Genomic DNA, 25,928 nt, shown 5'->3' on the forward strand with positions numbered 1-25,928 from the left:
AAGAAACATAACCGCGGACGCGCCGTCAATATAACAATCCAAAGGGGATTGCGCTCCTTCAAACTCAAAAGACGGCCAAATACCGGAATTATCGATTTACCATATTATTTTTTCATAGTAGATATCGATGTTTCTTGTGTCTGATTTCAGTTAATACATAATATGTATTTACATCATATGTCTGACTTGATAATCTCATTATAGTTAATAATAGAACATTGTCAAGCAAAATAGGGTCAATTCCCTTATAAACTTGTAAGTTTTTTAGAAAAACTGGTATATTGTCAACAAAGTGATAAATATAGGCATGCTTAGACAAATATTCCCTAAAATATAAAGTGAAACAGGGAATTAACCGCAAAATAGATGTATATATGAACATATAGGAGTATTTACGGCTTTTTACTGCCCCAAAATAGATGCTCCAAGATATAATCTGTAAATGTTCGCTCTCCGAGTGGATAATATCGCGTTGTCAAAGCTAATCGGACTGGGTAGAATAATACCTGTTTACAAGTCTCCGAAGATAAGAAAGGAAAGATCAGGAAATGAACATAAACCTCGAAGGACTTCCGGCAATATTGGAAAAGGTGACGCTCGCCTCGCTGCTGCCGGCGCTGCTCTATCTCCTGGGCGGAATGGCCGTCGTCAAGATCGTCATGAGAGCGCTGACAAAGGCGCTGGAAAAATCCAGCATCGAAAAGACTCTGCACAAGTTCATTCTCACGCTGATAAGGCTCACCCTCTACTTCATCGTCTTCATGACCGTCGCGGGAGCTCTGGGGATACAGATAACCTCCTTCGTCGCCATCCTGAGCGTCGCTGGCTTGGCCATCTCCCTCTCACTGCAGGGCGTGCTTTCAAACCTCTCCAGCGGCGTCATGCTGCTCTCCGTCAAACCCTTCAAAGCAGGCGACTACGTCGAAGTTGGCGGCGTCGGCGGTACCGTGCGCGAGATCGGCTTCATACATACCAAGATATCCACCCCCGACAACAAGATAATCTACATTCCCAACAGCGAAGTATCCTCCTCAAAGATCGTGAACTATACCAACGAGGGGAAACGCCGCATCGACCTCGTCTTTTCCGCCGGCTACAACTGCCCCATAGAGACGGTCAAACTCGCGATACGGGAGGCCGTGGAAAAATTCCCCAAAGTTTACGCCGATCCCGCTCCCTTTGTACGCGCCAGCGCCTATAAGGACTCCGTCATCGAATATACAGTCCGCGTTTGGTGCGGTACCGATGATTATTGGGACCTGTACTACGATATAATAGAGGCGGTCTCTGAGTCATACGCCAGGCACGGCGTCAAAATGAGTTATCCGCACGTTAACGTGCACATGGTCAAAGATTAAAATAATTTACTTACGGGAGTGGTAACATGTCGGATAAAAAAATCCTCGGTTTCATCGGCACGGGCGTAATGGGAGCCAGCATGGCCGGACATCTGCTTGAGGCAGGCCATGAGGTGCATGTCTATAACCGCACCAAAGAGAGGGCTTTGCCTCTGGTCGAAAGAGGCGCCGTCTGGGAGGATACCCCCGCCGACATCGCCGCGAAATGCGACGTCGTCTTCACCATCGTCGGCTTTCCCAGGGACGTTGAAGAGGTTTACCTCAGCAAAAGAGGACTCGTGGAAAACGCCAGGAGCGGGGCGGTACTCGTAGATATGACCACCTCCAGCCCAAAGCTCGCGAGAAAGATCTACGCGGCGGGCAAGAAGCGCGGCATCGGCATCCTCGACGCCCCCGTCACAGGCGGCGACAGGGGGGCGCGCGAAGCGACCCTCACCATCTTCGCCGGCGGAGATAAAGAGGACTTTGAAAAGGTCCTGCCATATTTTGAGATAATGGGACGTACCATCAAACACATGGGCGGCGCGGGCGACGGGCAGAACGCGAAGCTCGGCAACCAGATCGTCATCGCGGGAACCATGACCGGCATGTGCGAGGCCCTCGCCTTCGCCAAATCCTGCGGCCTCGACCTGAACGAATTTATCGAAGCCGTCGGCGGCGGCTCCGCGGCCACCTGGAGCCTCAAGAATTACGGTCCGCGCATCCTAAAAGGAGACTTCGCCCCCGGTTTCTTCGTCAAGCACTACATAAAGGATATGAAGCTCGCCGAAGAGGCGGCGAACGAAATGGAGCTTGATCTCCCGGCCCTCACCGTCACCCGTGAGCTTTACGAAGAGCTTGCCGAGGGCGGATACGAAGACAGCGGCACCCAGGCGCTCTACTGCCTCTACGATCCGGAAGAGGAATAAAAAATAAGAGATAAAAGGTCACAAGCCCCGCCTAGGCGCGGGGCTTTGTCATGTAAAAAACTTTTGTCCGGCATGAAAAAATAGGCGATTACGGGCTTTATCGCACCACCACTTCCAGTATCTTCAAAACCTGAGTCAGCATCACAATGACCTCCGACTGCGATCTCCTGCCCCTATATTTTCTAAAAAACGTTTGCTCAAAACATTTACATTAGCCGTACTCAGTCATACTCTGAGTATAGCTACATGGCAGATAATCAGCTCTATAACTGCTATTAAACATTATTGTTGCAGTTGGAAATAACCTTTCGGTTTGTTATAATTTTTAATAAAGTATACGTACCTATCAGCTTGCTGAATACATTTTATCAATTTAAACAGATAAATATATGATAAACTACGCGAACTGAGTTGATGGCAGAAAATGGATAAAAATATCGCGGCACGGCATGCGGATATAAACACGGCGGTCACCTGTGGGACATACTATGCTCTATATATGTTTGTATTCCTCCTATCCGAGCTTATATGCCAGAGTAAGGGCGCTATCGCTATAGGAGTGGAGAAGGTCGTCTCTGTCTACACTGTAGGATTGATATTTACCGCCGTTGGATACCTTCTCCTGCCGTTCAGCCGCGCTCTCATCCACGGAGAAAGGGCACGGGGCTTCATATTGCTCGCGGCCGGCGCGATGGCCCTGCTTTCGTTTGGAGCTATCATATTCAATGGGCCGCCCTTTTTCTTCATGCTACTCGTAGCCATCTACATGACCGCCGTAGGATACATAGGCGCGTTCGTCCACTATGCCATGGCAATGGAAATGAGGAGCAGTCCCTACGGCGGCATCACCATAGGCTGCGCCATATGCGCCTCAATCATCATACAGTATATAGTGCAAAATTTCACTACCACGGATTTCTCGCTGTTCGCGGCCATCACAGCCGCCTTTACAGTGATGTTCCTGATACTGCGCGGAAGAGAGGCAAAACTGGCTTCCTGCGCGACGGCCGACAGCAAAATGTGCCGAACTCTGTCCTGTGTGAAAGAGTGCCGTGTACTTATCGCCATCACTGCCATTATGTCTATCGTTATGGGAATAAGCGACGGAATACTAACGTCCCTCCACGCCAGCGGCGAAGTGGTCCTCTCTGCATACCCGCGGCTATTCTACGCCGTATCGCTGGTCATGGCGGGATATATCGCCGATATCAAAAAACGGTTCTACATGCCTGTCGCGACGACCTGTATCCTGCTCCTTTCGGTGGTGATCACGTCCTTCTTCGAGGGCTCCTACGGCTATGTGATAAGCCTCTCCACACTGTATTTCCTTGGCGGCTTCGCGGTGGTCTATTTCACGACAGCTTTCATGGATATAGCGCCCGATACTGATAACCCCGCCCTCTGGGCCGGCATGGGACGCATCGTGCGTTCCCTCACCATCGGATTCATCGCCATTCCCGGCACAATGCTATTCCGCTGCGCCAGCCACCATCTGCTCACATTGATAAGCCTCACCCTCTCGCTTGCGGTTCTGGTAATCTTTTACATCAACGGAAAATTAGACTGTTCGCGCGCCAAAGTCCCGTCGGAAAAGCTGGACGACGCCTCCTTCGCTGAGAGATTTGGCCTCACTGAGAGAGAAAGTGAACTCGCCAAAATCATAATAATGAGCAGCGAAAATATCAAAGAGCTCGCCGTACAGATGTCCATATCTGAGAGGGCGCTTCAACGCTCCATTAAGGTGATATACGACAAGACGGGAGCAGACTCGCGTCTTGCGCTCATTCGTATCTACTACGAAAACAGGGGCGACAGCAAAGAATAGCTCGCTGCCCGTCACACTCCGGCTCCCGATCATAGCACAGACATATATATTATATTAATATCGGCAAAATATCTGACTGTATGGTTTTGGCGGTCAGACGTCATTTTTTGACGGCTGACCGACAGCTATTGACGGCCAGACGGCCTATACAAAAACACTCTGAGCCTTTAATAATTTAGACAGGTTGGCGCGGCGGCAGGCTGCGGCACCGAATCTGAAGAAGGAGAGTGAAAGCGATGAAAACAAAAGGTTTTATCCGCGCGGTCATCTTGGCAATGGCTCTGACGATGCTCTTCACGACATCAGTGCTGGCGGCGCCAAGCACTGATAACTATCAGGAGGTACCTGGCACCGTCTATTATAACGGGACAGAACTCTCTGGCTCTGGACCATTATCAAAGAATGACAGCGGCGAGAACGAATCAATTACGGATTATATCAACGGAAACGAATATATGGACGGCGCCTCTTTCAGAACCGCAATAGGCGATAACGCCGACGTATATTCTGCATGGAATGGCTATGGTATTACAGCCGGAACATCAATCAGTCTTTTCGAAATAAAAGCAGCCGGAGCAATTCCAGACTCCATAAAAAACGGTACCTTTATCGCTTACATAGTAAAAGACCGCTATGATACCGCTACCAATAAGGCGTTCTTCACCAAAGCGGCGACAAGCAAGAAAACCGCTATCGATGGGCAAACGATAAAGCTGGAGCTGGAAACCCCGATGACTTGGGAAGCCGATGCTTCACAATATGTCATAGTCCTAGTCAAAGGTGGTTCCAGCCCCACGCCTCCCGACCCAGTGAAGCCCGTCGTCATCAGTAAAGACTATTATGAGTATCCCGTCGCCTCTATCGACGTCAACGTTGACGAACCGCTGCCTGCGGGCATTACCACGGCGAGTATAACTCCCCGCGAACTTGGCAGATGGAGCAACATGATCAAAAGATACATCAGCACCAACGACACACTTGATTCGATAGACTGGCCGCAAGGGTTTAAGAAGGACGAACTCGTCTCACTATCGGTCCTCACCGCCGTCGGCATCACTATCGAGTACGATGGAAATACCGCCGCAGACGGAGATATAACCTTCCATCTCAGGATAGAGGGCTTTAAGGGAACCTTCGCCGATAGCCCCTATGTATTTATCGTCAATGGAGAGACAGCTCCGAACCACCGTCTGACGGCCTTCCCCGCGCGGTATGACGCGGAGACAGGGGCCCTCGCCTTCACCGTCACCGGCTATAAGAAATATTTCAGCTATGCTATCCCCATCATAGGGGACGTGAAGCAAAAGAGCGCGCCCACGCCCGAATCCGGCGGCAGCTCCGGCGGCTGCAGCGCGGCCCCATGGAGCCTCCTCGCCATAGGCGCGGCATACCTCTGCCTCAGACGGCGCAAAAAATAATCCGCGGCGTATAAAGCTAAAGGGGCCTCTCCCGGCCCTTTTCTTATTCTTAATATGACGAAAGGGTGGTAGAAAATGAGAAAAGGAGATTTTCTCTTTAACGATATAATCAAAGGCCTCCACTTGCCCCTGGCGTGCGCGATGCTCCTGCTCGTCTTTTGCCTCCCCTCAGCGGCCTGGGAGGGCGCCGCCGACACAAAATGGTATGACGATGCCCCCACTGCCGCAAGCTACGCAATATCCACAGCGGAAGAGTTCGCGGGACTCGCCGCGCTCGTAAACGCCGCCTCCTGCGACTTCGAAGGCAAGACCATAACCCTATCCGGCGACATCGACCTGAGCGGCCGCCAGTGGAGGCCGATTGGAGATTTCAGCACAACGCCTGTAAAGGCCTTTGAGGGAACCCTTGACGGCGGCGGCAATACCATAAAGAATCTGACGATCTCGGGAACGGGAACTTCCGCCGCCCTCTTCGGATACATCGGCGTGTCGGGCGTTGTGAAGAACATTACAGTCACCGGCTCGATTGCGATTGCGGGAGATTACGTATATCTGGCCGGCGTCGCCGATATCAACCGCGGCGTTATCGAAAGATGTGAGAACCGCGCCGCCGTGACCGGCACTCTCATAATGGAATCTGTCGGTGAAAATAGCTACTGCGCCGGCATCGCCGCAAGAAACTACGGGCGCATATCCTCCTGCCTCAACAACGCGCGCGTAGAGGGAGGAGCGGCCGCCGGCATCAGCTGCGAAAATGGCGGCTACTTCCCCGACGGCTTATATCAGGCCGAAAAAGCTGTCATCGAAGGCTGCGAAAACAGCGGCGAAATTATAGGAAAAGTAAAAGGCAGAGCGACGGCGGGAGGCATCGCCGTAACGGCCAATAGCTATACGTTAAAAAATTGCATAAACCGCGGCCCCGTAAAAGGCAGAGGCAACAGCGCAGTAGGCGGCATTGCCGCTGAGACCGACAGCAGGACGGATGCAACCTCATCCATTGACGGCTGCGTAAACAGCGGCAGCGTCACTTTGGAGGGCGACGGCTCCGGTTCAGGCGTAGGCGGCATCGTGGGCGGCACCGACGGCATCACTAAAATACTCAATTGCCGCAATACGGGAAACATAAGCGGCCCCAACGCCCCCGTAGGCGGCATCACAGGACGGCTCGGCGGTGACTATGGAACCGTGATTTCCAATTGCGTCAACAGCGGCACGATAACCTCATCGTACATCGACAACGAAAGTTACGCTGGCGGCATCGCGGCCATAAACTTCCTGTTGATAGAGGACTGCGCGAACTTTGGAGATATCTTCCTGTCCGGCTCCGGCGACAGTCAAAACTGGATAGCGGCGGGAGGCGTCGCCGGCGCCAACCGCGGAAACAGCGGCACGATAAGAAGATGCACATCGGCCGGAAATGTGGAATCATTCAGCACATACATGGGCGGTATAACCGGATATAATAAAGCTCATGATCCACAGGATGACGAGGGAAACATTACAGAATGCGCCTGGCTGGACACCTCTGCGCAGCGCGCCGCGGGCGACGCGGAGACTACAGCCGGAGCGCGTTCCTTCACCTCCGAACAGCAGCAAAGAATCGTCACCGCCTGCCTGCTCACCCCCGCCTCGGCGACAGTGGCGCAAAACGGCACGACCGACTTCACGCTTGAGCTGTTCCCCGGCACAGGCGCGCCATTCGGTTCGCACGTCATGGAACTCTCCGCCGCCGTCACGCCTGACAATATCGCGGCTGCCGCGATCAAAAGCGCCGTCGTCGCCGTGAGCGGGAAATCCCTCGGCAGCGCCGAAATGTCCGTCAGGGTAAAATTCTGCCCCAGCAATCTCTCCGATCCTGAATTCGGCCCTTCGGAGACACCGCATGAAATCGTGTTCTCTGCGGGGATAAATGTCGTCGAAAGGATACCCGCCGCCGGCATCACGCTAGACAAGAGCGCGGCGTCGCTGAGAAAGGGCGAAACGCTGACACTCGCAGCGACGGTCACGCCCGCTGATTCGACGGACGCCGTCATTTGGGCGAGCGGCAGCCCGGAGGCCGCGAGCGTGGCTGACGGCAAGGTGACGGCGCACGCCCCCGGCACGGCGGTAATAACGGCCAGGGCGGGCAAATTCAGCGCCGAATGCATGGTAACAGTGATAGATACAGACACTACGGCGGGTTCAGGCGGCTGCGGCGCGGCCCCGTGGAGCCTCCTCATCTGTCTCGGCGCGTTCTGCCTCCAACTCAGAAAGAATAAAAAGTAAACTATGCGGCAATCATCATTTGAACGCAAAGGAGCCACTCCCAGCCCCTCTGTTGTTTTTCACGCGAAAACGCACAGGCACCTAAAGCGAAGCTTAAAACGCCGGATCAGTTTTTGGCTGACGCCGTCGTTTCCGTGGAATCCGGCATCGCCTTTTCTTTAGTGTCGAGCAGCTTCATAAAGCTGCAGACGAAGGGCAGCGTTGCAAAGAAGGTCAGGACGTTGGCGGCCGCCTGGCTGACCGCGACGCCGTCCACTCCCATGAAGGCCGGCAATATTACCAGCATCGGCATAAAAAATATTCCCTGCCGCAGCGAGGCCAGCACCGAGGCGCGCGCCGCGAAACCGAGCTCCTGCATCATCATCTCCGTGATGATGAATATCGGCTGGAGGATGAATACCGCCGCCTGACAGCGGAGGGTAAAGGTGCCTACGCCGATGATCGCCGCGTCTCCGTAGCTGAATACGGTGACGATCTCCCGCGCGAAGATATATGTGAGGACCGAAATGGCGATCATGCAGAGCGAGCCAATCTTTATCGTGAACCAGAAGCCCTCGCGGATACGCGCGTACTGCTTCGCCCCGTAATTGTAGGCCGCCACGGGTAAAAAGCCCTGCGTTATGCCAGTAACGATGGCGAATAGGAACATGACGACGCGCGAAACGACGGACATCGCCGCGATCGCCGCGTCGCCGTAGGGCCCGGCGGCGTAATTGAGCGCCGCCGTGGAGAGGCTGGAAAATCCCTGCCGCGTGAGGGAGGGGCTGCCGATCCTGAATATATCGTAGTATTCGCGCGGGTCGCGCGATATGCTGGTAAGCCTCAGTTTCGTAATACTCTTGCCGCGCAGGAAGTATTCATAGAGGATCACGAAGCTAACAAACTGGCTCACAAGCATCGCGACACCGGCTCCCGCGATACCCATCTTCAGAGAAAATATCAGCACCGGGGTCAGAACTATATTAAGCAGAGAGCCGCAGAGCAGCCCCCGCATCGAATAGGCCGCCTTACCCTCGGCGCGCAGAATGTTGTTCATGACAAAGGCCGAACAGGCAAAGGGAGCGCTGAAGAGCACGTGGCGCGAATAGTCGACGGCGTAGGGAAGGATGCTCTCCGTCGCGCCGAGAAGCCGCATAAGTCCCACGACATACTTAATGCCAAGGACGGCCGTCACTATGCCGATAAAGATAACGGTAAAAAAGGAGGTGGAGGCAAAGCGGCTCGCCTCGGTGTCGTCGCCCGAGCTGAGGCTTATCTCTATCTTACTCTCCGCGCCGCGGCCAAAGGTGTAGCCAACGGCGTTAAAAAAGGCGAAGATGACAAAAACAACGCTGGTGGCAGCGTTTGCACTGGTTCCCAGCTTTGAGACAAAGTACACGTTTGATATGAGGTAAAGGGTGGTGACGGTCATGATAACCGTCGTCGGTCCGCCAAGGGAGAGGATGAGTCTCCCCACGGGTTCGCTGAGCATTCGCCTACGCTGTTCCTCCTTGCCGAGCGCCGCTGATGATTGATGTCCTAACATTCGTATGTTCCTCTTTTATTCTTAAAGATATATGTCAAAAATCCCATACGACGGCCGGGACACACGGCCTTTAATTATCATATTACTATTTCAGACCGGCTCCGCCGCCAGTCTCAGTATCGCTTTTTACCCCCTTCGCGTCATCTGTAATTGAACCGAAGACCGGCTCCGCCATACGCGGCGGAAAACGCCCGTATAAACATCGTCCTTATGGCGGAGCCGGAAACGGTTATCTGTAGCTGATCCGCAGTCCGACGCCGCACTCCGCGACGCAAAACTCTCGCGAGAGTGCCGCCTTCGCGGCAAAATCCGTACAGTGACAGGGATGGAGCCGTGTCACCCCCGCCGACTTCATGTAGGCGATGACCGCCGCCAGCTCTTCTGGCGAACTGGACAGCATATGAAAACCGCCCACGACATCGGCGATGCGCCGTTCTCCCGTGACCTCGCCCGCCCATTCGATGATGTTGCAGATGCCGGAGTGCGAACAGCCGGTGACAATAACCAATCCCTCCGGCCCTGCGTAGGCAAGGGCGGAATCGTCAAGGCAATAATCGTCGCGCTCGCCGTCGGAATCTATTATCTTGCCGACAGCCCGCCGCGGCGCCACCGCCTCCGGTATCTCTCCCAGCCACCACAAACCTGGGGCAAGCTCGCGCGGTTCAGCCGAGAGGGCAAGATCAAAGTAACGTCCCAGCGCCTCCGCCCCCATCATCGTCCCGATGGTGAGACCTCCGTGCGTCTTATTCTCAAAGACCAGCGGGTGTGCCGTCAGCTGCGGACGGCGCGAAAGTTCCCGGCGGTCAAAGAGCGAGACAAGCGAATGCGTTCCCCAGGTGTGGTCGTTGTGCCCGTGGGAGTAAACAAGCCCGTCCATCAGCGTCAGGTCGATCCCCATCCACGCCGCGTTGCGGATAAAGACATCGGAGTACCCCGTGTCAAAGAGAAATTTTTTATCGCCGCAGTCTATCCAAAAGGAGAGCCCCGGCTCCCCCAAATAATATCGGTCTATGAGCGTGTTGTTATCGGTAAGTATGCTAAGATCAAGCATTTAACCGCCCCCTCAATTCAAAATGATGTCCCAACCTCACGGCAATTATAATATAACACCGACAGCAGCCGCTGTCCCGCTTATAAGCAAAATAGTGAAAAATAACGGCAAAGCTGCCTATTTTGCCGTTATTGCCGCTCCTTGCGAAATATATTATGGTCAAAAAGAGAGGTGGATGAAATATGTTTGACTTTAATGATAAAAGAAGACTGTCGCCGGTGCTTCATCCGGTGCCGGCAGGCGTCTCTTCCGTCTGTATCTTCGGAGCAGACGGGAAACCGCTCACAAGCAAAGAAGATAACGATTATGAGGCGTTTCTCTGGCGTCCGTACCTTGAAAGGCAATGGGGACGGCAGGATTCCCCGCTCCTACTCTTCGTTCTCATGAACCCCAGCTCCGCCAACGCCGCCTACGACGACAACTCCACAAGAAGGTGCCTTGATATCGCAGAAAGACACGGCTTCGGCGGCATGATAATCACCGATATCTGGGCGCTGCGCAGCACGGGGAATGAGCGGCTGCTCTCGGAGCCGGGAGCGGCGGGAGACAATATGGCCTATCTGCAAATATTCACCGCGGGCGACATCAATACCGGCGGCGAATATTACCGCCGACTGATGACCTTGAAGAACAACCTGGACTTCGTCGCGGCGGCGCTGAAAAATCCACGCGTCACCAAGGTATACTGCGGCTGGGGAGAGCACAAAGAGCCGGATGAGCGCCAGCGGCTGAAAGAGACCGCCGCGCTCCTGCGGAGTTCAAAGAAACCCCTGGTCTGCGCCTCTCAAAACGAGGACGGCTCTCCCAAATATGTCCTCTACACCCCCGTCGGCGCGCCGCTGGTGCCGTTTAAAGCAGATTAATGACGGATGACCCCGCGGAGGGCACGACTTCAGGCGGCTCTTGTCGAACGACGCCCTGCCAGTTTCAACTACCGTGCCCGCGGAGGGCACGACTGAACGCCTGTGTCGAAAATGTACGGCGTATATGGGTTTCAACTACCGTGCCCGCGAAGGGCACGACGTCTGCCCGTCGCTGCGGATGCCGAGGTTCGACACGTTTCAACTACCGTGCCCGCGAAGGGCACGACGCGCACGCCAATGTGATAGCCGCTCACGACCAGTTTCAACTACCGTGCCCGCGAAGGGCACGACCTATAGATTGCTCCTCGTCGTCGATCGTCATTAGTTTCAACTACCGTGCCCGCGAAGGGCACGACAGGGCTTGCCGGTGTTTTCTATCAGCTCCGTAGGTTTCAACTACCGTGCCCGCGAAGGGCACGACGAGCGAGGGGGCGCGTCTGACTGAGAGCGCCGTGTTTCAACTACCGTGCCCGCGAAGGGCACGACGGAATAACTGTTTTATATGGTAATACTAACATATTTTTCCCCATATTGCGCGAAGTGTGCGATCTCCGCATTTACATGGTTCTCTGTTTGTAAGAAATATTCGCCGAATACAGGCACACGGCGCGGCGCGAAGTTCCTATAAAAATCATGCGCGCTTCAGCTTCGCGCTGGCAGACATGTCTTCCTTTTCAGTATAATTTTGTGCGTATCACGTTTCATGTCGCGTAGCGTAGCCGTTGATACTGCGGCCTATTTTTTCTTATCTTAACACTGGCCCGTATAAAAGACAAAGGCCCCGCCCCACGGCGACGCCTCTGCCCTTTTTTCTATTTAACTGCCGCTTGTACGCTGTTTACTTTTTAAGCTGTCTGACGACGTCGATAACGGTGCCGTCTCTCCACTCGACTACTCCTATTATCCGGTCCGTGGTCGCCACGGGATCGGTCGGGCCGGACATTTTCTTCGCCCTCGCCGCCAGTTCTTCCATGCTGATTATGGGCAGTCCCTTGAGACCAGATACGGCGTCTAACAGGTCTTTTCTTCTCGGGTTGAGGGTGACTCCGTATTCTGTCACTATGGCGTCGACTACTTCTCCCGGTGTGGTGACGTTGTAGACTTTGTCTGTCACGCAGGGGATTCTGCCTCTCAGGAGCGGCTGCGCTATTATTGTCAGTTTGGCTCCCGCCGCGGTGTCCTGGTGGCCTCCGGTCCCGTGGAGCAGCGCTCCGTCGGCTTCGGTGTTGACGTTGGCGTTGAAGTCGGTGTCTACTTCGGTCGCTCCGAGGATCACTACATCCAGCATGTTTACCGCAGCTCCGCAGTTCCACGGGTTGGCGTACCAGTCGGCGGAGATTTCTATGTGGTTGGGGTTTTCTCCGATGGATTTGACGGCTTCAAGGTCGAATGACTGGACGTCCATTAGTTTGTCCACGAGCCCATCTTTGAGGAGTTCGACGAAGTAGCCGGTTATTCCTCCGAGTCCGAAGCTGCCTTTGATTCCTTTTTTGAGCATGGCCTCTTTCATGAAGGCGGTGACTGCCAGCGGGATGCCTCCGGCTCCGGTCTGGAAGGAGATTCCGTCTTTGAAGTAGGGGCTGGCTTCTATGAGGCGCGAGGCGTAGCTGGAGATGAGGAGTCTCAGCGGGTCTCTGGTGACTTTGGTGGTTCCGGAGACTATTCCTGCGGGGTCGCCTATGGAGGGGACTTCTACTACGAGGTCGGCTTTGGTCTGGGGGATGGAGACGGGCGCCGCAGGGTATTGTACGAGGTTGTCTGTTATTGCTATGACTTTGTCGGCGTAGTCGGCGTCGGTGTAGGCGTAGCCCAGGGAGCCGCAGGCGGATTTGCCCAGGGTGCCGCAGATGTTGCCGTATTTGTCCGCCGTGGGCGCTCCGATGAAGGCGACGTCTATGTGGACGTCTCCCGCCATTACGGCGCGGGGACGCCCTCCGTGGCTTCTGAGGACTACGGGTACCTGCATGCCGCCTTCGGAGACGAGCTGGCCTATGGGGCCGTTGACTGAGCCCATGATTTTTGTCACTACTCCGCTTTTGATGTGGTCTATGACTTTTTTGTGGACTCCGAAGAGGGCTGTCGGGAAGAGGGTGAGTCCTTTGATGCCAAGTTCGGCGCAGGCGTCCAGGACCATGTTGACTACGTAGTCTCCGTTTCTGAGGTGGTGGTGGAAGGAGATTGTCATGCCGTCTTTGAGGCCCGCCGCTTTGATGGCCTCTTTGATTGAGGATACTGTTTTGTCGGTGATGTCGCTGTTGTAGCAGCGGAGTTTGGCTCCCGATATGCTGCCTTCGGGTTTTCTCGCAAAGGCTCCCTGGTAGTGTTTTACTTGGCCGTAGCCCTCTATGTAGTCGGGGATTTCCCGCTTTACTGCGTTTTTCGTCATGTCATTTCACCTCTTGTTGACCAGTTTATGCCAGGCCGGCGCGGACGAGTGTGTATTCCGCCCTTTTGACTACGGGGATGTCTACCATTTTGCCGTCTACTGTTACCGCTCCCTGTCCGCGGGCCGCCGCCTCTTTGGCCGCGGCGATTATTTTCTGCGCTTTGGCTATTTCTTGTTCGGTGGGGGTGAATATGTCGTGGATTATTTTTATCTGGTTGGGGTGGATTATGGATTTGCCGGAGAAGCCGAGCTGTTTTATGAATTCGGTCTCTTTGCGCAGTCCTTCGTCGTCGGTTATGCGCGCGAATACTGTGTCGAGGGGTTCTACTCCCGCGGCGCGCGCCGCGAAGACGAGCATTCTTCTCGCCCATTCGAGTTCTGTGCTGTCGTCTGAACGGTTGGTTTTGAGGTCGGCGCGGAGGTCTTCTCCTCCGGGGATTATGGCCTCTATGCGCGGGGAGGCTTTGGCTATTTCGTAGGCGTTCCAGATGCCGTGCGCGGTCTCAAGGAGGCAGTGGAGGCTGAGTTTGCCCACCGGAAGGCCGTTTTGTTCTTCCAGTCTGGAGAGTTCTTCGTCTATTATTTTTACGGTGTTTTCGTCTTCGACTTTGGGGACGCGGATTCCGTCGAGGCGTTTGTTGGGGACTATGGCCGCTAGGTCGTCTTTCCAGTATTCGGTGTCTATGCCGTTGATGCGGACTGAGACGTAGCAGTCTCCGAATTCTCCCTGTTGGAGGTATTTGGAGACGAGTATGCGCGCCGTGTCTTTTTCTACCATCGCCACGGCGTCTTCAAGGTCGAGGATTATTCCGTCGGAACCGAATAGGTAGCCTCTCGTGAGCATGTTGGGGTTGTTGCCCGGAAGGTAGAGCATTGTGCGTCTCATTTATTTAACACTCTCCTTTTGCAGTCTTTTGTAGGCCGCTTCGACTCTCGCGCCGAGGACGATGTCGAGGGCTCCGTTGTCCTGGACTCTGACTTCGATGTCTTTCGTCCCCAGCTCGCACAGGGTGTCGGTTATTTTCTTTTCCATCGCGCTTTTGAAGCGGGCCGCGCTGGCTCCCGTTATCTCTATTTTGATTCCGGCTCCCGATGGCGCTTCGGTGAGGGTCACGAGGCAGTCCATTGATTCGAGTGTGCCGGCCTGGGATGTCTTCATTTTTCTTTTCCCCCTTGGTCTGGTCTTTCTTACTGATCGTCGGTTATTTTTATATAATGCCGCACTTGCCGCCGCAACGCCGGCGTTTCCGCCGTCCGGCGATAGTTGACGCGGCCCGCCTCTCGATTCTGATCCTTACCGATTGGAAGGCCGCTGTCGGTTATTGCGCCATGCTGTTGGCGCTGCTCATTATCACTTCGAGGACTCCTCCGGCGATTGCGAGGGCTTTGTCTGTGATGCTCCAGCAGTGAGAAGAATCCCCCCGCGGATCGACATCGCCTATTTTTAGCCCCTTCGTCACATGTACGTGAGGATGGATCAGCCCTCTCAAAATACCGTCAAGTCTTGCGCAAACCTCGGCGCCGTTGACGTAGCCCACCACTTCCCCGCAGGAGACTTCGTCGCCGATTTTGCGTACCGGCAGAAGGTAACCGTCAGTCGGTGCGCGAAGCAGCCTCTCCGTGCTGTAGCCCTTTATTATCCCCGGCACTCCGGTGTTTGGTATCGCGCCGCCGTTGGTAATGACGCGCCCCAGAGTGTGTCCGCGTTTGGTCTCTATCACCGCATGAACCTCCTGCGGCGCGGAGAACCCCGGGCCGATGCCGATGACCAGCGGCGCCATATTTTTAGTTGTTCCAAGGTTTTTCTTTGCCATTATCGCGTCTACGAGGATATCCGGCCTTATCTTTTCAATGGATCTGCCATCCGGATCGACAAGAACCTGTATGATCTCCGAAGCGGGGACAAATTCTTTTGCCGAATCTATCAGCACCGCAGTCATATCTTCTACCTTCGCGGAGCCGTCAAAGACGGCGGAGGCGACGGCGACCGTTCTGCGCACAACGAGGGGATATTCTGTCTCAAGAACGAGCACGGAGTAGCCTACCCTCCAGAGCCGGTATATTATCCCCGTCGCCAGATCTCCCCCTCCCCTTACAATAACCGTTTTGCCGTTTCTCATGACAAAGAAAAACCTCTCTTCAATTTTTTGTTACAGTCTGCTTACCTTCAGAACATCGCAGCGCAGACATCTGCCTGCCTCTTTAGCGATCTGTTCTTCGCTGAAGCCACGCTCAACCTCACAGAAACATCCACGGCGCTCCTCGGGAGAGAGCGTAGGCATCGTCTCGCGGGCCTTTGGCGTTTCATCTATTGGCTTGCTCATCTCTCTGGCGATATATTTCGGCGCGATCACCTGTCCGTCGCCGCCAAGATAACGGTCGATCGACGAGGCTGCCTCTTTGCCTCTATTGACGCCGCTGACGACGGAATCAGGTCCAGTGGTGCAGTCGCCGCCGGCAAATATCCACGGCGTCACGGTGGTACCGCTATAGGCCGCCTTGATCACGTTGCCGCGAATGTCGACGAGTTCTCCGTCGTTAGCGGCAACCTCGCGGCTCAGAGCCTGTCCAATGGCACAGATGACAAAGTCCGCGTGCACCTTCATCAGGGCGCTCTCGTCATAAGACGGGCTGAAGCGTCCCTCTTCGTCAAATACCGAGGTACATTTCTTGAAAGTCACCTCTGACACGTGCCCTTTTTCCGAGGCAATCGACAGCGGTCCCCAGCCGTTGAATACGTAAAGCCCCTCTTCTTTGCCCTCTCTGACTTCGTCCGGATGAGCAGGCATCTCATTTTCATTTTCCAGGCAGAAGAGCGAGACCTTCGAGGCACCCAGGCGGATCGCCGTCCGTGCGCAGTCCATCGAGACATTCCCGCCACCGACGACGATGACCTCTTTACCTTCAAGGTCGCAGCCATTTCCGGTCTTTACCGAACGCAGGAAGGAGACGCCTGAGGTGACCCCCTCGGAATCCTCGCCTGCCACACCGAGCTTGCGGTCGTTGTGATCGCCTACCGCTAGGTAAACGGCCATATATCCCTGCGCACGAAGCTCTTTTATGCTGATATCCTCACCGATTCTCTTGCCGGTCACGAAGTTTATCCCCATCTCTTTAAAGAGCTCGATCTCCTTCGCAAACTTTTCCCGCGGCAGGCGATATTCGGGAAGTCCTACCGCCAGCATGCCGCCGATGACGTCGAGCGCCTCAAATACCGTAACTTCGTAGCCCTTTTTCCTGAGATAGAAGGCGCACGAGAGTCCCGATGGGCCGGAACCTACGACCGCCACGCGTTTTCCGTTATCCGGCTCCATCGCCGGCAGCGGGAATTTTCCGTCGTGCTCCAGCAGCCAGTCGGTGATGAAGCGCTTGATGCCGCGAATCGCCACCGGTTCGTCTATTTTGACGCGGTTGCACATATTTTCACAGAGGTGGTTACAGACGCGGCCACAGGTGAGGACGAGCGGGTTTTCATTCTGTATGACCTGATATGCCTCGCGGTACATACCGCGCCGGGCGAAGTCGAGATAGATAGGAACTTCTACGTTAGCGGGGCAGGCGTTCTGGCAGGTGTAGCGCATGCAGTGGACATAGGCCGAGGGGTCATGGCGCTCATAGAGACACTCCGTACAATAGAGGCATTCGGTGATGCGGTCAAAGCGATGGTCCTTCGCCTTGCGCACCCACATCGGATCGGCAATCAGCGGACGCGCCAGGGCCACCATGTCGGCGCGCCCCTCCGCGATGACGTTGTCGGCGAATTCAGGATTCCCGAGTTTTCCCACCGTCACCACGGGAACATCGACACACTTTTTTATCTCCTCTGCGAGATAGACGTTCGGTCCGTCGGGATATTCGATCGTCGGTTTGCCGCGCTGGTCGGAATATCCTTTGACCGGCGCGTCGTCGAAACGCACGCCGGCGGAGACGTCCATACAGTCGATTCCATGTTTCACCAGCTCCTGCGCAAAGATGCGGCTCTGCACTATCGTGTTGCCGCCAAGAACAAATTCCTCGGCGCTGATGCGTGCGAAGAGCGGGTAGTCCGGGCCTACGATGGCCCTCACCTTCTTCAGTATCTCAAGGTGCATGAACATTCTGCCGTATATATCGCCGCCGAATTCATCGGTGCGGAGGTTTGTGCGGCGTGATATAAAATCAGCCATCGTATAGGTATGCGCGTAGTGGAGCTCGATGGCGTCAAAACCGGCTTCATAGGCGCGCCGCGCGCCTGCGACAAAGTCGTCAATGATGCCGTAGCATTCTTCGTTGGTCAGCTCGTGCGGTTTCTTGCCGACTCCGTAAATCGAATGGGCGATCTGGAGGCCGACCTTGCAGCCCTCGTCATGGACGGCGGCGATGAGTTTTTTGAAACCGTCGATGTGCTCGTCGCGGCTGATCTGCAGGCGCAGCCCCGCATGGATGTAATGAGAACTTACACTGGTATGCTCCGTCATTATCAGTCCAACGCCGGAGCGGGCACGGTCCACATAGTGCTTGATTGTGTTCTTGGAGACAAATCCTCCAGGAGCCGCAGAGTTGGTGAACATCGGCGACATTATGACCCTGTTGCTGAGCTCCATCGAGTTTATCTTAATCGGTGTAAAGAGGCCGATTCGGTTCATTTTGATGATACTCCCCTCTGTTTGTTAAATTTTTAATAAAGGCTCTGAGGCAGAACCAAAGCACGCGTTCCGCCGCAGAGCCTATGATTCTCTGAAAAAATTAAGTTTTATCTGGCTGCTTTGCGGGCTTTGATCTTTTCCGAGGCGATCCTTACCGCATCGTAGAACTGCAGATAACCCGTGCAGCGGCAGAAGTGGCCGGAGAGTTCGTCGCGCACCTCTTCCTTTGTGGGGTTTTCTTCGCGCATCAGCAGCGCTTTGGCGGAGAGCACGACGCCGGGGGTACAGAAGCCGCACTGGATCGCGCCGGCCTCGACAAAGGCCTCCTGGATCGGGTCAAGCTCGCCGTTTTGCTCAAGCCCCTCAATTGTAAGTATGCTGCGCCCCTGGGCCTTCATCGCCGGAACGATGCATGAGTCAACGGGAAGTCCGTCTACCAGCACGGTGCAGGCACCGCATTCACCCTCTTCGCAGCCCTTTTTCGTTCCGGTGAGACCAAGGTCATATCTGATCACATCAGCCAGCGAGTGGCTGGGATCGATCATTATCGCTACATCTTTACCATTTACGACACATTTTAGTTCCTGCATCTAATTCACTCCTTATGCAAACGCCGCGGCCGCTTCCGTAAGCGCCTGTTCGACAAGGTCCTTTACAAGCACCTTGCGGTAGGCTCCCGATCCGCGTACGAGAGAATCACGCGGAGATGCCTCGTCTTCAGCGATCTTGGCCGCCTCGGCAAAAAGCTCCGCCGACGGTTTCTTTCCTATCAAATGGGCCTCGGCCATCTGCGCGCGGAAGGGTACGACGGCGACGGGAGAGGCGACTACACGCGCAGCGCTTATCGTACCGTCCTCCGTGGCTTCAAGCATGACCGCTACGTTGACCACCGGCAGAGCCATCGCCTCACGCGGCGCGATACGTTTGAAGGCCGTTCCGTATTTCCCAGCGGGGACGGATATCTCTATTTTTGTAAGGATATCTTTCGTCGGATCGACATAGCTCTCACCGACCGTCTTTGAGAGCTCACAGAGCGGGCGCATATGCGCTCCGTCGCTGCTTACGATCTCGCAGACCGCTCCGAGCGCCGTCATCGGCACTACGGAATCAGCCGCCGGCTGGGCGCTGACGATATTTCCCGCAAGGGTCGCGATATTTCGTATCTGCGGCGAGCCGACGCTGCGGCAGCCGTCGGAGAGAGCGGGAAATATTCTCTTCACAGCCTCGTTAGCGGCGATTTCGGCGTGGGTCATCGCCGCGCCAAGCGTCATCTTTCCGTTCTCAACGGAGACAAACCGCATCTCGGGAATATCGGATACATCCACAAGTACCGACGGCGTTACCTTTTCCTCGCGTATCCAAAGCATCAGGTCGGTCGCGCCCGATACGAGGCGGGCTTCACCCTTATATTCTTCGAGAAGCGACAGCGCCTCCTTTATATTCTTCGGGAATAAGTGCTTTTCCACCTTTTTCAATTTATTTCCCTCCTAATTTGATTCCGGCAAACTGCTGCACCACCAGCAGCGCCAACACTCCAAGTCCGATATAGTCGGTGACCGCACCGGGGTAGATGAGCAGCAGGCCGCCTATCACCAGAATGCCGCGCATAAGCATCGGTATCTCTCTTTTAAGATATCCCTCGAGCCCCGCGCAGAGGATTATTACTCCCAGCGTGGCGGAGGCTACGATCCAAACGCTCTGCATACAGAAGTTGTCAGGCGTTACCATCAGCATCGGCTCAAAGACGAAGATGAAGGGTACGATGAACGATACCAGACCGATGCGGCAGGCCTGCCAGCCGACCGTCGCCGCGTTTGCCTCCGATATTCCCGCCGCGGCATAAGAGGCGACGGCGACCGGAGGGGTGATCGCGGAGAGGGTGGCGAAGTAAACGACGAACATATGCGCCTCAAGGGGCTGCAGCCCCAGCTCGTAGAGCGAGGGGATACAGAGCGCCGCCGTCAGACAGTAGGCGGCCGCGACGGGCATGCCCATCCCAAGCAGCGTACAGATCGCCGCGGTGAGGATGAGGGCTGAGAGAGTGCTGTTGCCGCCCAGGCTCAGGATCAGGCTCGCCAGCTTTCCGCTGAGGCCTGTCGTCATCAGCCCGGCGATGACGCATCCGGCCACCGCGCATGAGAGCGATACTATCACCGCCGACTTTGCCGCGTCCTCCAGCGCTTTTATCACCTGCGGCAGGTGCATGCGCGTCTCTTTACGCGCCCATGAGGCGGCAATAACGGCAGCAATGCCGACAACGGCAGAGAGGTTTGCCGTATATCCCTTCATGAGCATGACGACAAGCACCACGAGTGGAACGAGGAATATCCAGCCCTCTTTGAGCGTTCCCCACACGGAGGGCAGCTCCGATACGTCAAGGCCGACGAGGCCGCACTTTTTCGCGCGGAAGTGAACTATCAGAAGCAGCGCAAGATAGTAGAGTACGCCTGGCACGAAGGCCGCGATAGCGATATTCTTGTAGGAGATACCTGCCATTTCGACCATCAGGAAGGCCGCCGTTCCCATTATCGGCGGCATAATACCGCCGCCGGTAGCCGCAACGGCCGTAACCGCACCGGAGAATATCCCGTCATATCCGGCCTTTTTCATCATCGGGATGGTAAAGGAGCCGGTCGTAACGACGTTTGCCGTCGGGCTGCCGTTTATCATGCCAAACAGGCCGCTGGTGATTATCGCAACTTTTCCCGCGCCGCCGGCATAACGTCCCGCAACCGCCATCGAGAATTTGTAGAAAAAGTCTCCCGCACCCGATGCGGCGAAGAACGAGCCGAACATAACGAACATAAACACGTATGTAGCGGCCGCCGCAATCGGCGAAGAGTATATCCCGTTCGTCGTAAAGACAAGCTGGTCGAGGATGTCGATAGCCAACAGCTTACGGTGATAGAGAACGCCTGGAATCAGATGCCCCCACAGCGCATAGGCGAGGAATATGCAGCCGATGCTCGGAAGGACAAATCCCATGCAGCGCTTCGTGAGCCCGATCACCGCAATGACCGTCAGTATTCCGATGACTATCTCAATTGAGGAAAGTTCATCCACCATCGGCATACGCGTAAGGTATGTCTCCATCTGAGTACAGTAGTAAACACCGGCGGCCGTGAGTATCGCCGCGTAGATCCAGTCTTCAATCGGAATCCTCGTACTGGTGCGTTCGTGGGCCTGGAAAGTTCTCGTGTATATCAGCGCGCAGAGCACCATGATGAACGTTAAGTGTATCGCGTAGTGCATCTGCGGCTGAATCGTCAGGAAGGTTGCCTGGGCAAGCTGATAGAGAGACATGACGACCGCGACATATTTCACCGTCAGCGCGTCAAAGCCGCCAAGTTTACGCTTCTTTCCCTCTTCCGTCAGCAATTTCCATAGTTTGTTCAATTATCTGCACCTCAATTCAAATATTAAGGATCATTTACAACGATTTAAGAGGCGTTTAATCTTCTTTGGGCGCGTGAAGGGCCCAGTAAAGTTTTTCCGGAGTGATCGGCAAATCACGCATACGTACGCCGCAGGCGTCCTCAATCGCGTTGGCGATCGCTGGAGCGGTAGGGATTAGCGTCGGTTCGCCAACACCCTTAGCTCCGTAAGGGCCTATCGGGTCGTTGCTTTCGATCGCAATCCCCTCCACGGCAGGCATGTCCTTGATCGTCATGAAGGTATACCCATGCAGTCCGTTCGTCGCGGGAACGCCTTTCTTGAAGAGCATATTTTCATAGAGACACCAGCCGATACCCTGCGCGACACCGCCGGTTATCTGCCCGTTGAGGCCAAGCTCGTTGATGACTTTGCCTACGTCATGCACCGCGATCACACGCAGCACCTTGACCTTGCCGGTGTAGGTATCCACCTCGACTTCGACGCCGTGGGCGCCGAACGAGTAGGCGCTGGAATAGTCTCCGTAAAAATCTTTATCGGCTCCCTCCGTCGGCGGATCGTAGGTGACATAGGCCGTGAGGGGTACGCCAGCCCGGCTGCGGATCGCCTTCGCCGCCACCTCTTTAAGGGTCATCAATATCGACGGGTCGCGGCTGCACTTGATAAGGCCGTTCTCCATGTACATCGTGTCGCGCTGGCGTTTGCTCATCTCCGCGGCAAGCGTCAGTACCTGATCGAGTACCTTTTCACTGGCCAGAAAGACAGCCTTTCCGCCTACAGTGGTGACGCGGCTGGAATAGGTCCCCATGCCGAAGGGGCTTACATCGGTATCAAGCGGCATTACGGTGATGTCGTCGATCGGCACGCCGAGTTTTTCCGAGGCAATCTGCGCGAAGACCGTCTTGGCGCCCTGTCCCATATCGGCCTCGCCGGAGAAGATAAATACTTCGCCGTCCTCGTGAATACGTACCATCGCGGAAGATCCGTCGAATTTATCGCCGCCGCGGTTGCCGGAGACGTGCGTCATACAGGCGACGCCGATGCCGCGTTTGATACGCCCATTCTGCTCTTCCGCCGGCAGCCGGTTTTCCCTGATCTTCTCCGCCGCGATCCTGATACACTCGGAGAGCTCGCAGCTCTTGATGTGCCAGCGGTGCAGCGTCATGTCGCCCTTGTGGACGCAGTTCTTAAGGCGGACCTCCACCGGGTCAAGTCCCACCTTACGGCAGCACTCGTCGATAAAGGACTCGACCGCAAAGTGCATCTGACTGTTGCCGTAGCCGCGGAAACCACTCGTGGGGATCAAGTTCGTATATACGAGATATGAATCGCACTTGCTTGATTTATACCGGTAGAGGCAGTCTGTGCGCATTGAAAGGTTGAGAAGCACCTTGGGCGCGGCCCATGAATAGGCGCCGTTGTCGGCAACGATCGTCGCCTGCTTACAGACCATCGTACCGTCCTTCATCATACCGAGCTTGACCTTCATGCGCGGCGCGATACGCGGGCGCGTCGTGAGCTGCTCTTCGTCCCTCGTAAGCAAAATCTTCACCGGACGGCCGGTTTTCTTCGCAAGCACCGCGGCGATGGGGTGGAAGTTTCTGATCCATATCTTCGCGCCAAATCCGCCGCCGATAAAGGGAGATTTTACCGTCACCATCGACGGCTTGATGCCAAGGGCCTTGGCGATCTCATTTCTTCCCTGGAAGGCCGACTGAAGTCCCGTCCATACGGTAAGCCGGCCGTTGGACTCCCACTGCGCGACGGCGCCAAATGGTTCGAGATAAAGCCCCGAAACACGGTGCGTACTGAATTCCTTTTCAAATATATAATCACAGGAGGCGAAATCGGCCTCGATATCGCCGCGCTGGATGTGATATTCACGCGCGATATTCGTTCCCTTTTCCACATGGACGAGCGGGGAATCCTTTTCGAGCGCCTTCATCGGGTCATCGACGACCGGCAGTATCTCGTACTCCACTTTGACAAGTTTGAGTGCCTCTCTCGCGATCTCATCCGTTTCAGCCGCGACGGCCGCAACTTCGTCGCCGACATAGCGCACCTTCTCAACCGCGAGCATGTCGACATCGGCGATCTCCATACCGAATTTGTTCTGCGGGCAGTCCTTCGCGGTGATGACCGCCTTCACGCCAGGCAGCGCTTCGGCGGCGGAGGTATCGATCGACAATATCCTCGCGTGAGGATGAGGCGAGCGCAGTATTTTCCCGAACAACAGGCCGGGAAACTCCAGATCGTCAAGGTACCGGGCACTCCCCGTTACCTTTTCCCGAGCGTCTACAAAGCTCTGTTTTAAGCCAATGCTTTTAAACTTCTCCATAAAGAGCCCTCCAACTGTATTACTTAATTCAATTCGGCGACCTCAAATAGCCGCCCTCTCTCTTTCGTTTCAACTACCTGCATGGTACCGGCGACAAATATTACCGCGCCGAAGATCATACCTTTATCAATTAACTGACCAGCCCTCCCCGCACCTGCCGACAGCGCCGTCTCCGCACTGCCGCTCTTCAGGCTGCCCACCGATTTTGTAACGAGGAGCCCTGGGATATCCGTCCCGTAATCGAGCTCCTCCGCACGGCATTGCTCTATAGCCGGATCGTTGCAGTAACAGGCATTGGCGATCGCAGTGGCCGCTGCGTCGGCTTTTGAGGAATCGGAGGCCAGTACCGTAACGGCTGAAGCTATGCCGCGCGTCAGGCTCCTTCCCCCCATCCCGCTAGTGGCGAGCCCCCTTATCTCACTGAACGATTTTATTTTCAGAGAATGGGTCGTCCGTCCGCTGTTTATATCGCTTATCAGACCGACTTTCAAAAAATCTCTTTGCCCCGGTGATATACTCCAGGCGATATCGCCCCCGTTGTTGGCCAGCGCATAGTCCGCGCCGCTGGAAACCATCGCCTCGACTGCGAGGTCGGAGGTGGTTCCCGCGACCGCGGCCAGCGGCGTGAAGTCTTCCTCTTCAAGCATCATGACGGATTCAGTCATTTTACGTACCGCACACGGTGTAATATCTGGAAGAGTAAGCTTTTTTCCCACCGGCCTGCGTATATGATCAAGATACACGGCCAGCTCACTAAATACCTCTAATACCCGTTCCGCGCCGGCGACTGCCGCCTCCGTAAAGGCGCCGCCGTTCCGCCGTGCCTCAAGGGTCATGGTGATCGGGCCGTGATCAATATAGACAAGGCCCTCCTCTATCACACTGTACTTTTGAAAATTCATTGAATTATTCCCGTTCTGCAGTGGGCGGCCAAAAAGGCCTCCCACTGCAAAAACCAGAGCTGTTTGCCGTTACTTATGTTCGTTGAAGAACTTCACCGCGCCGGGATGAAGCGGTACGGGCGCCGTGTCCTTAAGGTCTGAGAACTTCAGCCCCTTAAGCGAACCGTGAATGTTGCAGAAATATGGGAAATTATCCTTGATGGATTTAAGGATCGCGTATGCCTCATCATCGGGCAGGTCCGCGTTCGTGAACAGGATGACCGTCGCGCCGACTGTAGGAACGTCGTTCTTGAGGAAGTTATAGGCAGATTTAGGAATCACTGTGGAATATGTGCCCAGTTCGTCGTTGACCTTCTTCTGCGCCGCGGGAGACATGCCGAGAAGGTTCAGCTTAAGGGTCGTTCCAGCGTCGACGACGTGGCTGGAGGGTACCTGAATGACGTTGCTGTAGGCGTCAATCTTGCCGTCTCTCATAAGATCAAGAGCCGCACCCATCGAGCTGTTCTTCGTAAACCCGCCCCACTTGTCGATATCGGCCGGCGTTATACCCTCCGCCGCGATAACATTCTGCCCAACGATATCCATGAAGGAGCCCTTCGTATTGAAATAGACCTTGAGCGGGTACTTTTTGCTCTTCAGATCGGCAAAAGAGTTGGCTCCCGTGTCGGCCTTGATAATAAAGTGCTCCACCGCTCCCTTATAAAGCACGCAGAGGGCGCGGAGATTGTCGATCTTTTTCTTGAAGGGCTGCTTGCCGTCGGCTGCCATTTTGATAAGCTGGGCGTGCGCGATGCCAAGCTGGATCTTTCCGCGCGAAACCAGGGCGAGGTTGGCCGCCTCCTGACCGACTTCGTAAGCCGTGTTCGAGCCGGGATAACTGCGTCTGATGACTTCGCCGACGCCCTCGCCGATCGCCGCCCAGGCGCCGCCGATGGAACCGCCGCATATCGCCAGATCAAGCTTCTGAGCCGCCTGCGCAGGTGCGGATGCGAAGCCCGCCACTGAGAAGATTACCGCCACTAGTGCCAGTACTGTAAAAAACTTTTTCATTAGAAAGTTCCTCCTCTCAAA

The 25,928-nt window shown here is 55.1% G+C and carries 19 protein-coding genes and 1 CRISPR repeat array; of the genes, 6 read left to right on the forward strand and 13 right to left on the reverse strand.

Annotated elements, in window-relative coordinates; translation table 11 throughout:
- Positions 1-548: 548 nt before the first annotated feature.
- The 5 genes from BED41_RS13950 to BED41_RS13970 all read left to right on the forward strand — a co-directional run bounded on the left by BED41_RS13950 (position 549) and on the right by BED41_RS13970 (position 7,774).
- The gene (locus BED41_RS13950; RefSeq protein WP_066747627.1) at positions 549-1,358 is read left to right on the forward strand and encodes a mechanosensitive ion channel family protein; all 810 of its coding nucleotides are present in this window, start codon (positions 549-551) and stop codon (positions 1,356-1,358) included.
- Between the two features lie 26 nt (positions 1,359-1,384).
- Positions 1,385-2,266 carry an NAD(P)-dependent oxidoreductase gene (locus BED41_RS13955; RefSeq protein ID WP_066747630.1) on the forward strand — a complete coding sequence of 294 codons (882 nt, stop codon included), beginning with the start codon at positions 1,385-1,387 and terminating at the stop codon, positions 2,264-2,266.
- Between the two features lie 424 nt (positions 2,267-2,690).
- Positions 2,691-4,091, forward strand: a complete 1,401-nt coding sequence (locus BED41_RS13960) for a helix-turn-helix transcriptional regulator (protein ID WP_066747633.1) — start codon at positions 2,691-2,693, stop codon at positions 4,089-4,091.
- Between the two features lie 236 nt (positions 4,092-4,327).
- Positions 4,328-5,509, forward strand: coding sequence for a hypothetical protein (locus BED41_RS13965; RefSeq protein WP_066747636.1), 1,182 nt, complete (start codon positions 4,328-4,330; stop codon positions 5,507-5,509).
- Between the two features lie 75 nt (positions 5,510-5,584).
- The gene (locus tag BED41_RS13970) at positions 5,585-7,774 is read left to right on the forward strand and encodes an Ig-like domain-containing protein (protein ID WP_066747639.1); all 2,190 of its coding nucleotides are present in this window, start codon (positions 5,585-5,587) and stop codon (positions 7,772-7,774) included.
- Between the two features lie 106 nt (positions 7,775-7,880).
- Here the strand turns inward: BED41_RS13970 and BED41_RS13975 are convergent, their stop codons facing one another.
- Together BED41_RS13975 and BED41_RS13980 are read right to left on the reverse strand one after the other, a co-directional pair.
- Positions 7,881-9,299, reverse strand: coding sequence for an MATE family efflux transporter (locus BED41_RS13975; RefSeq protein WP_066747642.1), 1,419 nt, complete (start codon positions 9,297-9,299; stop codon positions 7,881-7,883).
- A gap of 229 nt (positions 9,300-9,528) precedes the next feature.
- Positions 9,529-10,350: an MBL fold metallo-hydrolase gene (locus BED41_RS13980; RefSeq protein WP_066747645.1), complete on the reverse strand. Its 822-nt coding sequence runs from the start codon at positions 10,348-10,350 to the stop codon at positions 9,529-9,531.
- A gap of 182 nt (positions 10,351-10,532) precedes the next feature.
- Here BED41_RS13980 and BED41_RS16975 point away from each other — a divergent pair, with 182 nt between their 5' ends.
- Positions 10,533-11,213 carry a DUF1643 domain-containing protein gene (locus BED41_RS16975; protein ID WP_066747648.1) on the forward strand — a complete coding sequence of 227 codons (681 nt, stop codon included), beginning with the start codon at positions 10,533-10,535 and terminating at the stop codon, positions 11,211-11,213.
- Between the two features lie 61 nt (positions 11,214-11,274).
- A CRISPR array of direct repeats spans positions 11,275-11,699; the repeat unit is 32 nt; unit sequence GTTTCAACTACCGTGCCCGCGAAGGGCACGAC.
- A 352-nt stretch (positions 11,700-12,051) separates the two neighbouring features.
- Here BED41_RS16975 and citF read toward each other — a convergent pair.
- The 11 genes from citF to BED41_RS14040 all read right to left on the reverse strand — a co-directional run bounded on the left by citF (position 12,052) and on the right by BED41_RS14040 (position 25,907).
- Positions 12,052-13,599 carry a citrate lyase subunit alpha gene (citF, locus tag BED41_RS13990; protein ID WP_066742465.1) on the reverse strand — a complete coding sequence of 516 codons (1,548 nt, stop codon included), beginning with the start codon at positions 13,597-13,599 and terminating at the stop codon, positions 12,052-12,054.
- A 25-nt stretch (positions 13,600-13,624) separates the two neighbouring features.
- On the reverse strand, positions 13,625-14,485 hold the full coding sequence (locus tag BED41_RS13995; RefSeq protein WP_066742462.1) for an HpcH/HpaI aldolase/citrate lyase family protein: 861 nt from the start codon (positions 14,483-14,485) through the stop codon (positions 13,625-13,627).
- Positions 14,486-14,758: a citrate lyase acyl carrier protein gene (citD, locus tag BED41_RS14000; protein WP_066742459.1), complete on the reverse strand. Its 273-nt coding sequence runs from the start codon at positions 14,756-14,758 to the stop codon at positions 14,486-14,488.
- Positions 14,759-14,918: 160 nt separating this feature from the next.
- The gene (yqeB, locus tag BED41_RS14005) at positions 14,919-15,719 is read right to left on the reverse strand and encodes a selenium-dependent molybdenum cofactor biosynthesis protein YqeB (RefSeq protein WP_066747651.1); all 801 of its coding nucleotides are present in this window, start codon (positions 15,717-15,719) and stop codon (positions 14,919-14,921) included.
- Between the two features lie 30 nt (positions 15,720-15,749).
- Complete coding sequence (locus tag BED41_RS14010) at positions 15,750-18,224, reverse strand: oxidoreductase (RefSeq protein ID WP_066747653.1); 2,475 nt, start codon at positions 18,222-18,224, stop codon at positions 15,750-15,752.
- 107 nt (positions 18,225-18,331) lie between these two features.
- A complete protein-coding gene (locus BED41_RS14015; RefSeq protein ID WP_066747656.1) occupies positions 18,332-18,814 on the reverse strand; it encodes a (2Fe-2S)-binding protein in 483 nt (160 codons plus the stop codon).
- Between the two features lie 12 nt (positions 18,815-18,826).
- Positions 18,827-19,690: an FAD binding domain-containing protein gene (locus tag BED41_RS14020; RefSeq protein ID WP_066749336.1), complete on the reverse strand. Its 864-nt coding sequence runs from the start codon at positions 19,688-19,690 to the stop codon at positions 18,827-18,829.
- 10 nt (positions 19,691-19,700) lie between these two features.
- The gene (locus tag BED41_RS14025) at positions 19,701-21,620 is read right to left on the reverse strand and encodes a TRAP transporter permease (protein ID WP_066747659.1); all 1,920 of its coding nucleotides are present in this window, start codon (positions 21,618-21,620) and stop codon (positions 19,701-19,703) included.
- Positions 21,621-21,675: 55 nt separating this feature from the next.
- Complete coding sequence (locus tag BED41_RS14030; protein ID WP_066747662.1) at positions 21,676-23,955, reverse strand: xanthine dehydrogenase family protein molybdopterin-binding subunit; 2,280 nt, start codon at positions 23,953-23,955, stop codon at positions 21,676-21,678.
- 23 nt (positions 23,956-23,978) lie between these two features.
- Positions 23,979-24,857 (reverse strand): UPF0280 family protein, encoded by an 879-nt coding sequence (locus BED41_RS14035; protein ID WP_066747665.1) that lies wholly within the window; start codon positions 24,855-24,857, stop codon positions 23,979-23,981.
- 69 nt (positions 24,858-24,926) lie between these two features.
- Positions 24,927-25,907 carry a TAXI family TRAP transporter solute-binding subunit gene (locus BED41_RS14040; RefSeq protein ID WP_066747668.1) on the reverse strand — a complete coding sequence of 327 codons (981 nt, stop codon included), beginning with the start codon at positions 25,905-25,907 and terminating at the stop codon, positions 24,927-24,929.
- Positions 25,908-25,928: the final 21 nt, after the last annotated feature.

Source organism: Cloacibacillus porcorum (genome assembly GCF_001701045.1).
GTDB classification, from domain to species: domain Bacteria; phylum Synergistota; class Synergistia; order Synergistales; family Synergistaceae; genus Cloacibacillus; species Cloacibacillus porcorum.

What these genes read in the sequence shown, in the direction of transcription:
- BED41_RS13995 (WP_066742462.1), bottom strand. Translation starts at nt 14,485, where the DNA reads ATGAGACGCACAATGCTCTACCTTCCGGGCAACAACCCCAACATGCTC.
- BED41_RS14040 (WP_066747668.1), bottom strand. Translation starts at nt 25,907, where the DNA reads ATGAAAAAGTTTTTTACAGTACTGGCACTAGTGGCGGTAATCTTCTCA.
- citD (WP_066742459.1), bottom strand. Translation starts at nt 14,758, where the DNA reads ATGAAGACATCCCAGGCCGGCACACTCGAATCAATGGACTGCCTCGTG.
- yqeB (WP_066747651.1), bottom strand. Translation starts at nt 15,719, where the DNA reads ATGAGAAACGGCAAAACGGTTATTGTAAGGGGAGGGGGAGATCTGGCG.
- BED41_RS16975 (WP_066747648.1), top strand. Translation starts at nt 10,533, where the DNA reads ATGTTTGACTTTAATGATAAAAGAAGACTGTCGCCGGTGCTTCATCCG.
- BED41_RS13965 (WP_066747636.1), top strand. Translation starts at nt 4,328, where the DNA reads ATGAAAACAAAAGGTTTTATCCGCGCGGTCATCTTGGCAATGGCTCTG.
- BED41_RS14030 (WP_066747662.1), bottom strand. Translation starts at nt 23,955, where the DNA reads ATGGAGAAGTTTAAAAGCATTGGCTTAAAACAGAGCTTTGTAGACGCT.
- BED41_RS13975 (WP_066747642.1), bottom strand. Translation starts at nt 9,299, where the DNA reads ATGTTAGGACATCAATCATCAGCGGCGCTCGGCAAGGAGGAACAGCGT.
- BED41_RS13955 (WP_066747630.1), top strand. Translation starts at nt 1,385, where the DNA reads ATGTCGGATAAAAAAATCCTCGGTTTCATCGGCACGGGCGTAATGGGA.
- BED41_RS14010 (WP_066747653.1), bottom strand. Translation starts at nt 18,224, where the DNA reads ATGAACCGAATCGGCCTCTTTACACCGATTAAGATAAACTCGATGGAG.
- citF (WP_066742465.1), bottom strand. Translation starts at nt 13,599, where the DNA reads ATGACGAAAAACGCAGTAAAGCGGGAAATCCCCGACTACATAGAGGGC.
- BED41_RS14015 (WP_066747656.1), bottom strand. Translation starts at nt 18,814, where the DNA reads ATGCAGGAACTAAAATGTGTCGTAAATGGTAAAGATGTAGCGATAATG.
- BED41_RS13980 (WP_066747645.1), bottom strand. Translation starts at nt 10,350, where the DNA reads ATGCTTGATCTTAGCATACTTACCGATAACAACACGCTCATAGACCGA.
- BED41_RS13950 (WP_066747627.1), top strand. Translation starts at nt 549, where the DNA reads ATGAACATAAACCTCGAAGGACTTCCGGCAATATTGGAAAAGGTGACG.
- BED41_RS13960 (WP_066747633.1), top strand. Translation starts at nt 2,691, where the DNA reads ATGGATAAAAATATCGCGGCACGGCATGCGGATATAAACACGGCGGTC.
- BED41_RS13970 (WP_066747639.1), top strand. Translation starts at nt 5,585, where the DNA reads ATGAGAAAAGGAGATTTTCTCTTTAACGATATAATCAAAGGCCTCCAC.
- BED41_RS14035 (WP_066747665.1), bottom strand. Translation starts at nt 24,857, where the DNA reads ATGAATTTTCAAAAGTACAGTGTGATAGAGGAGGGCCTTGTCTATATT.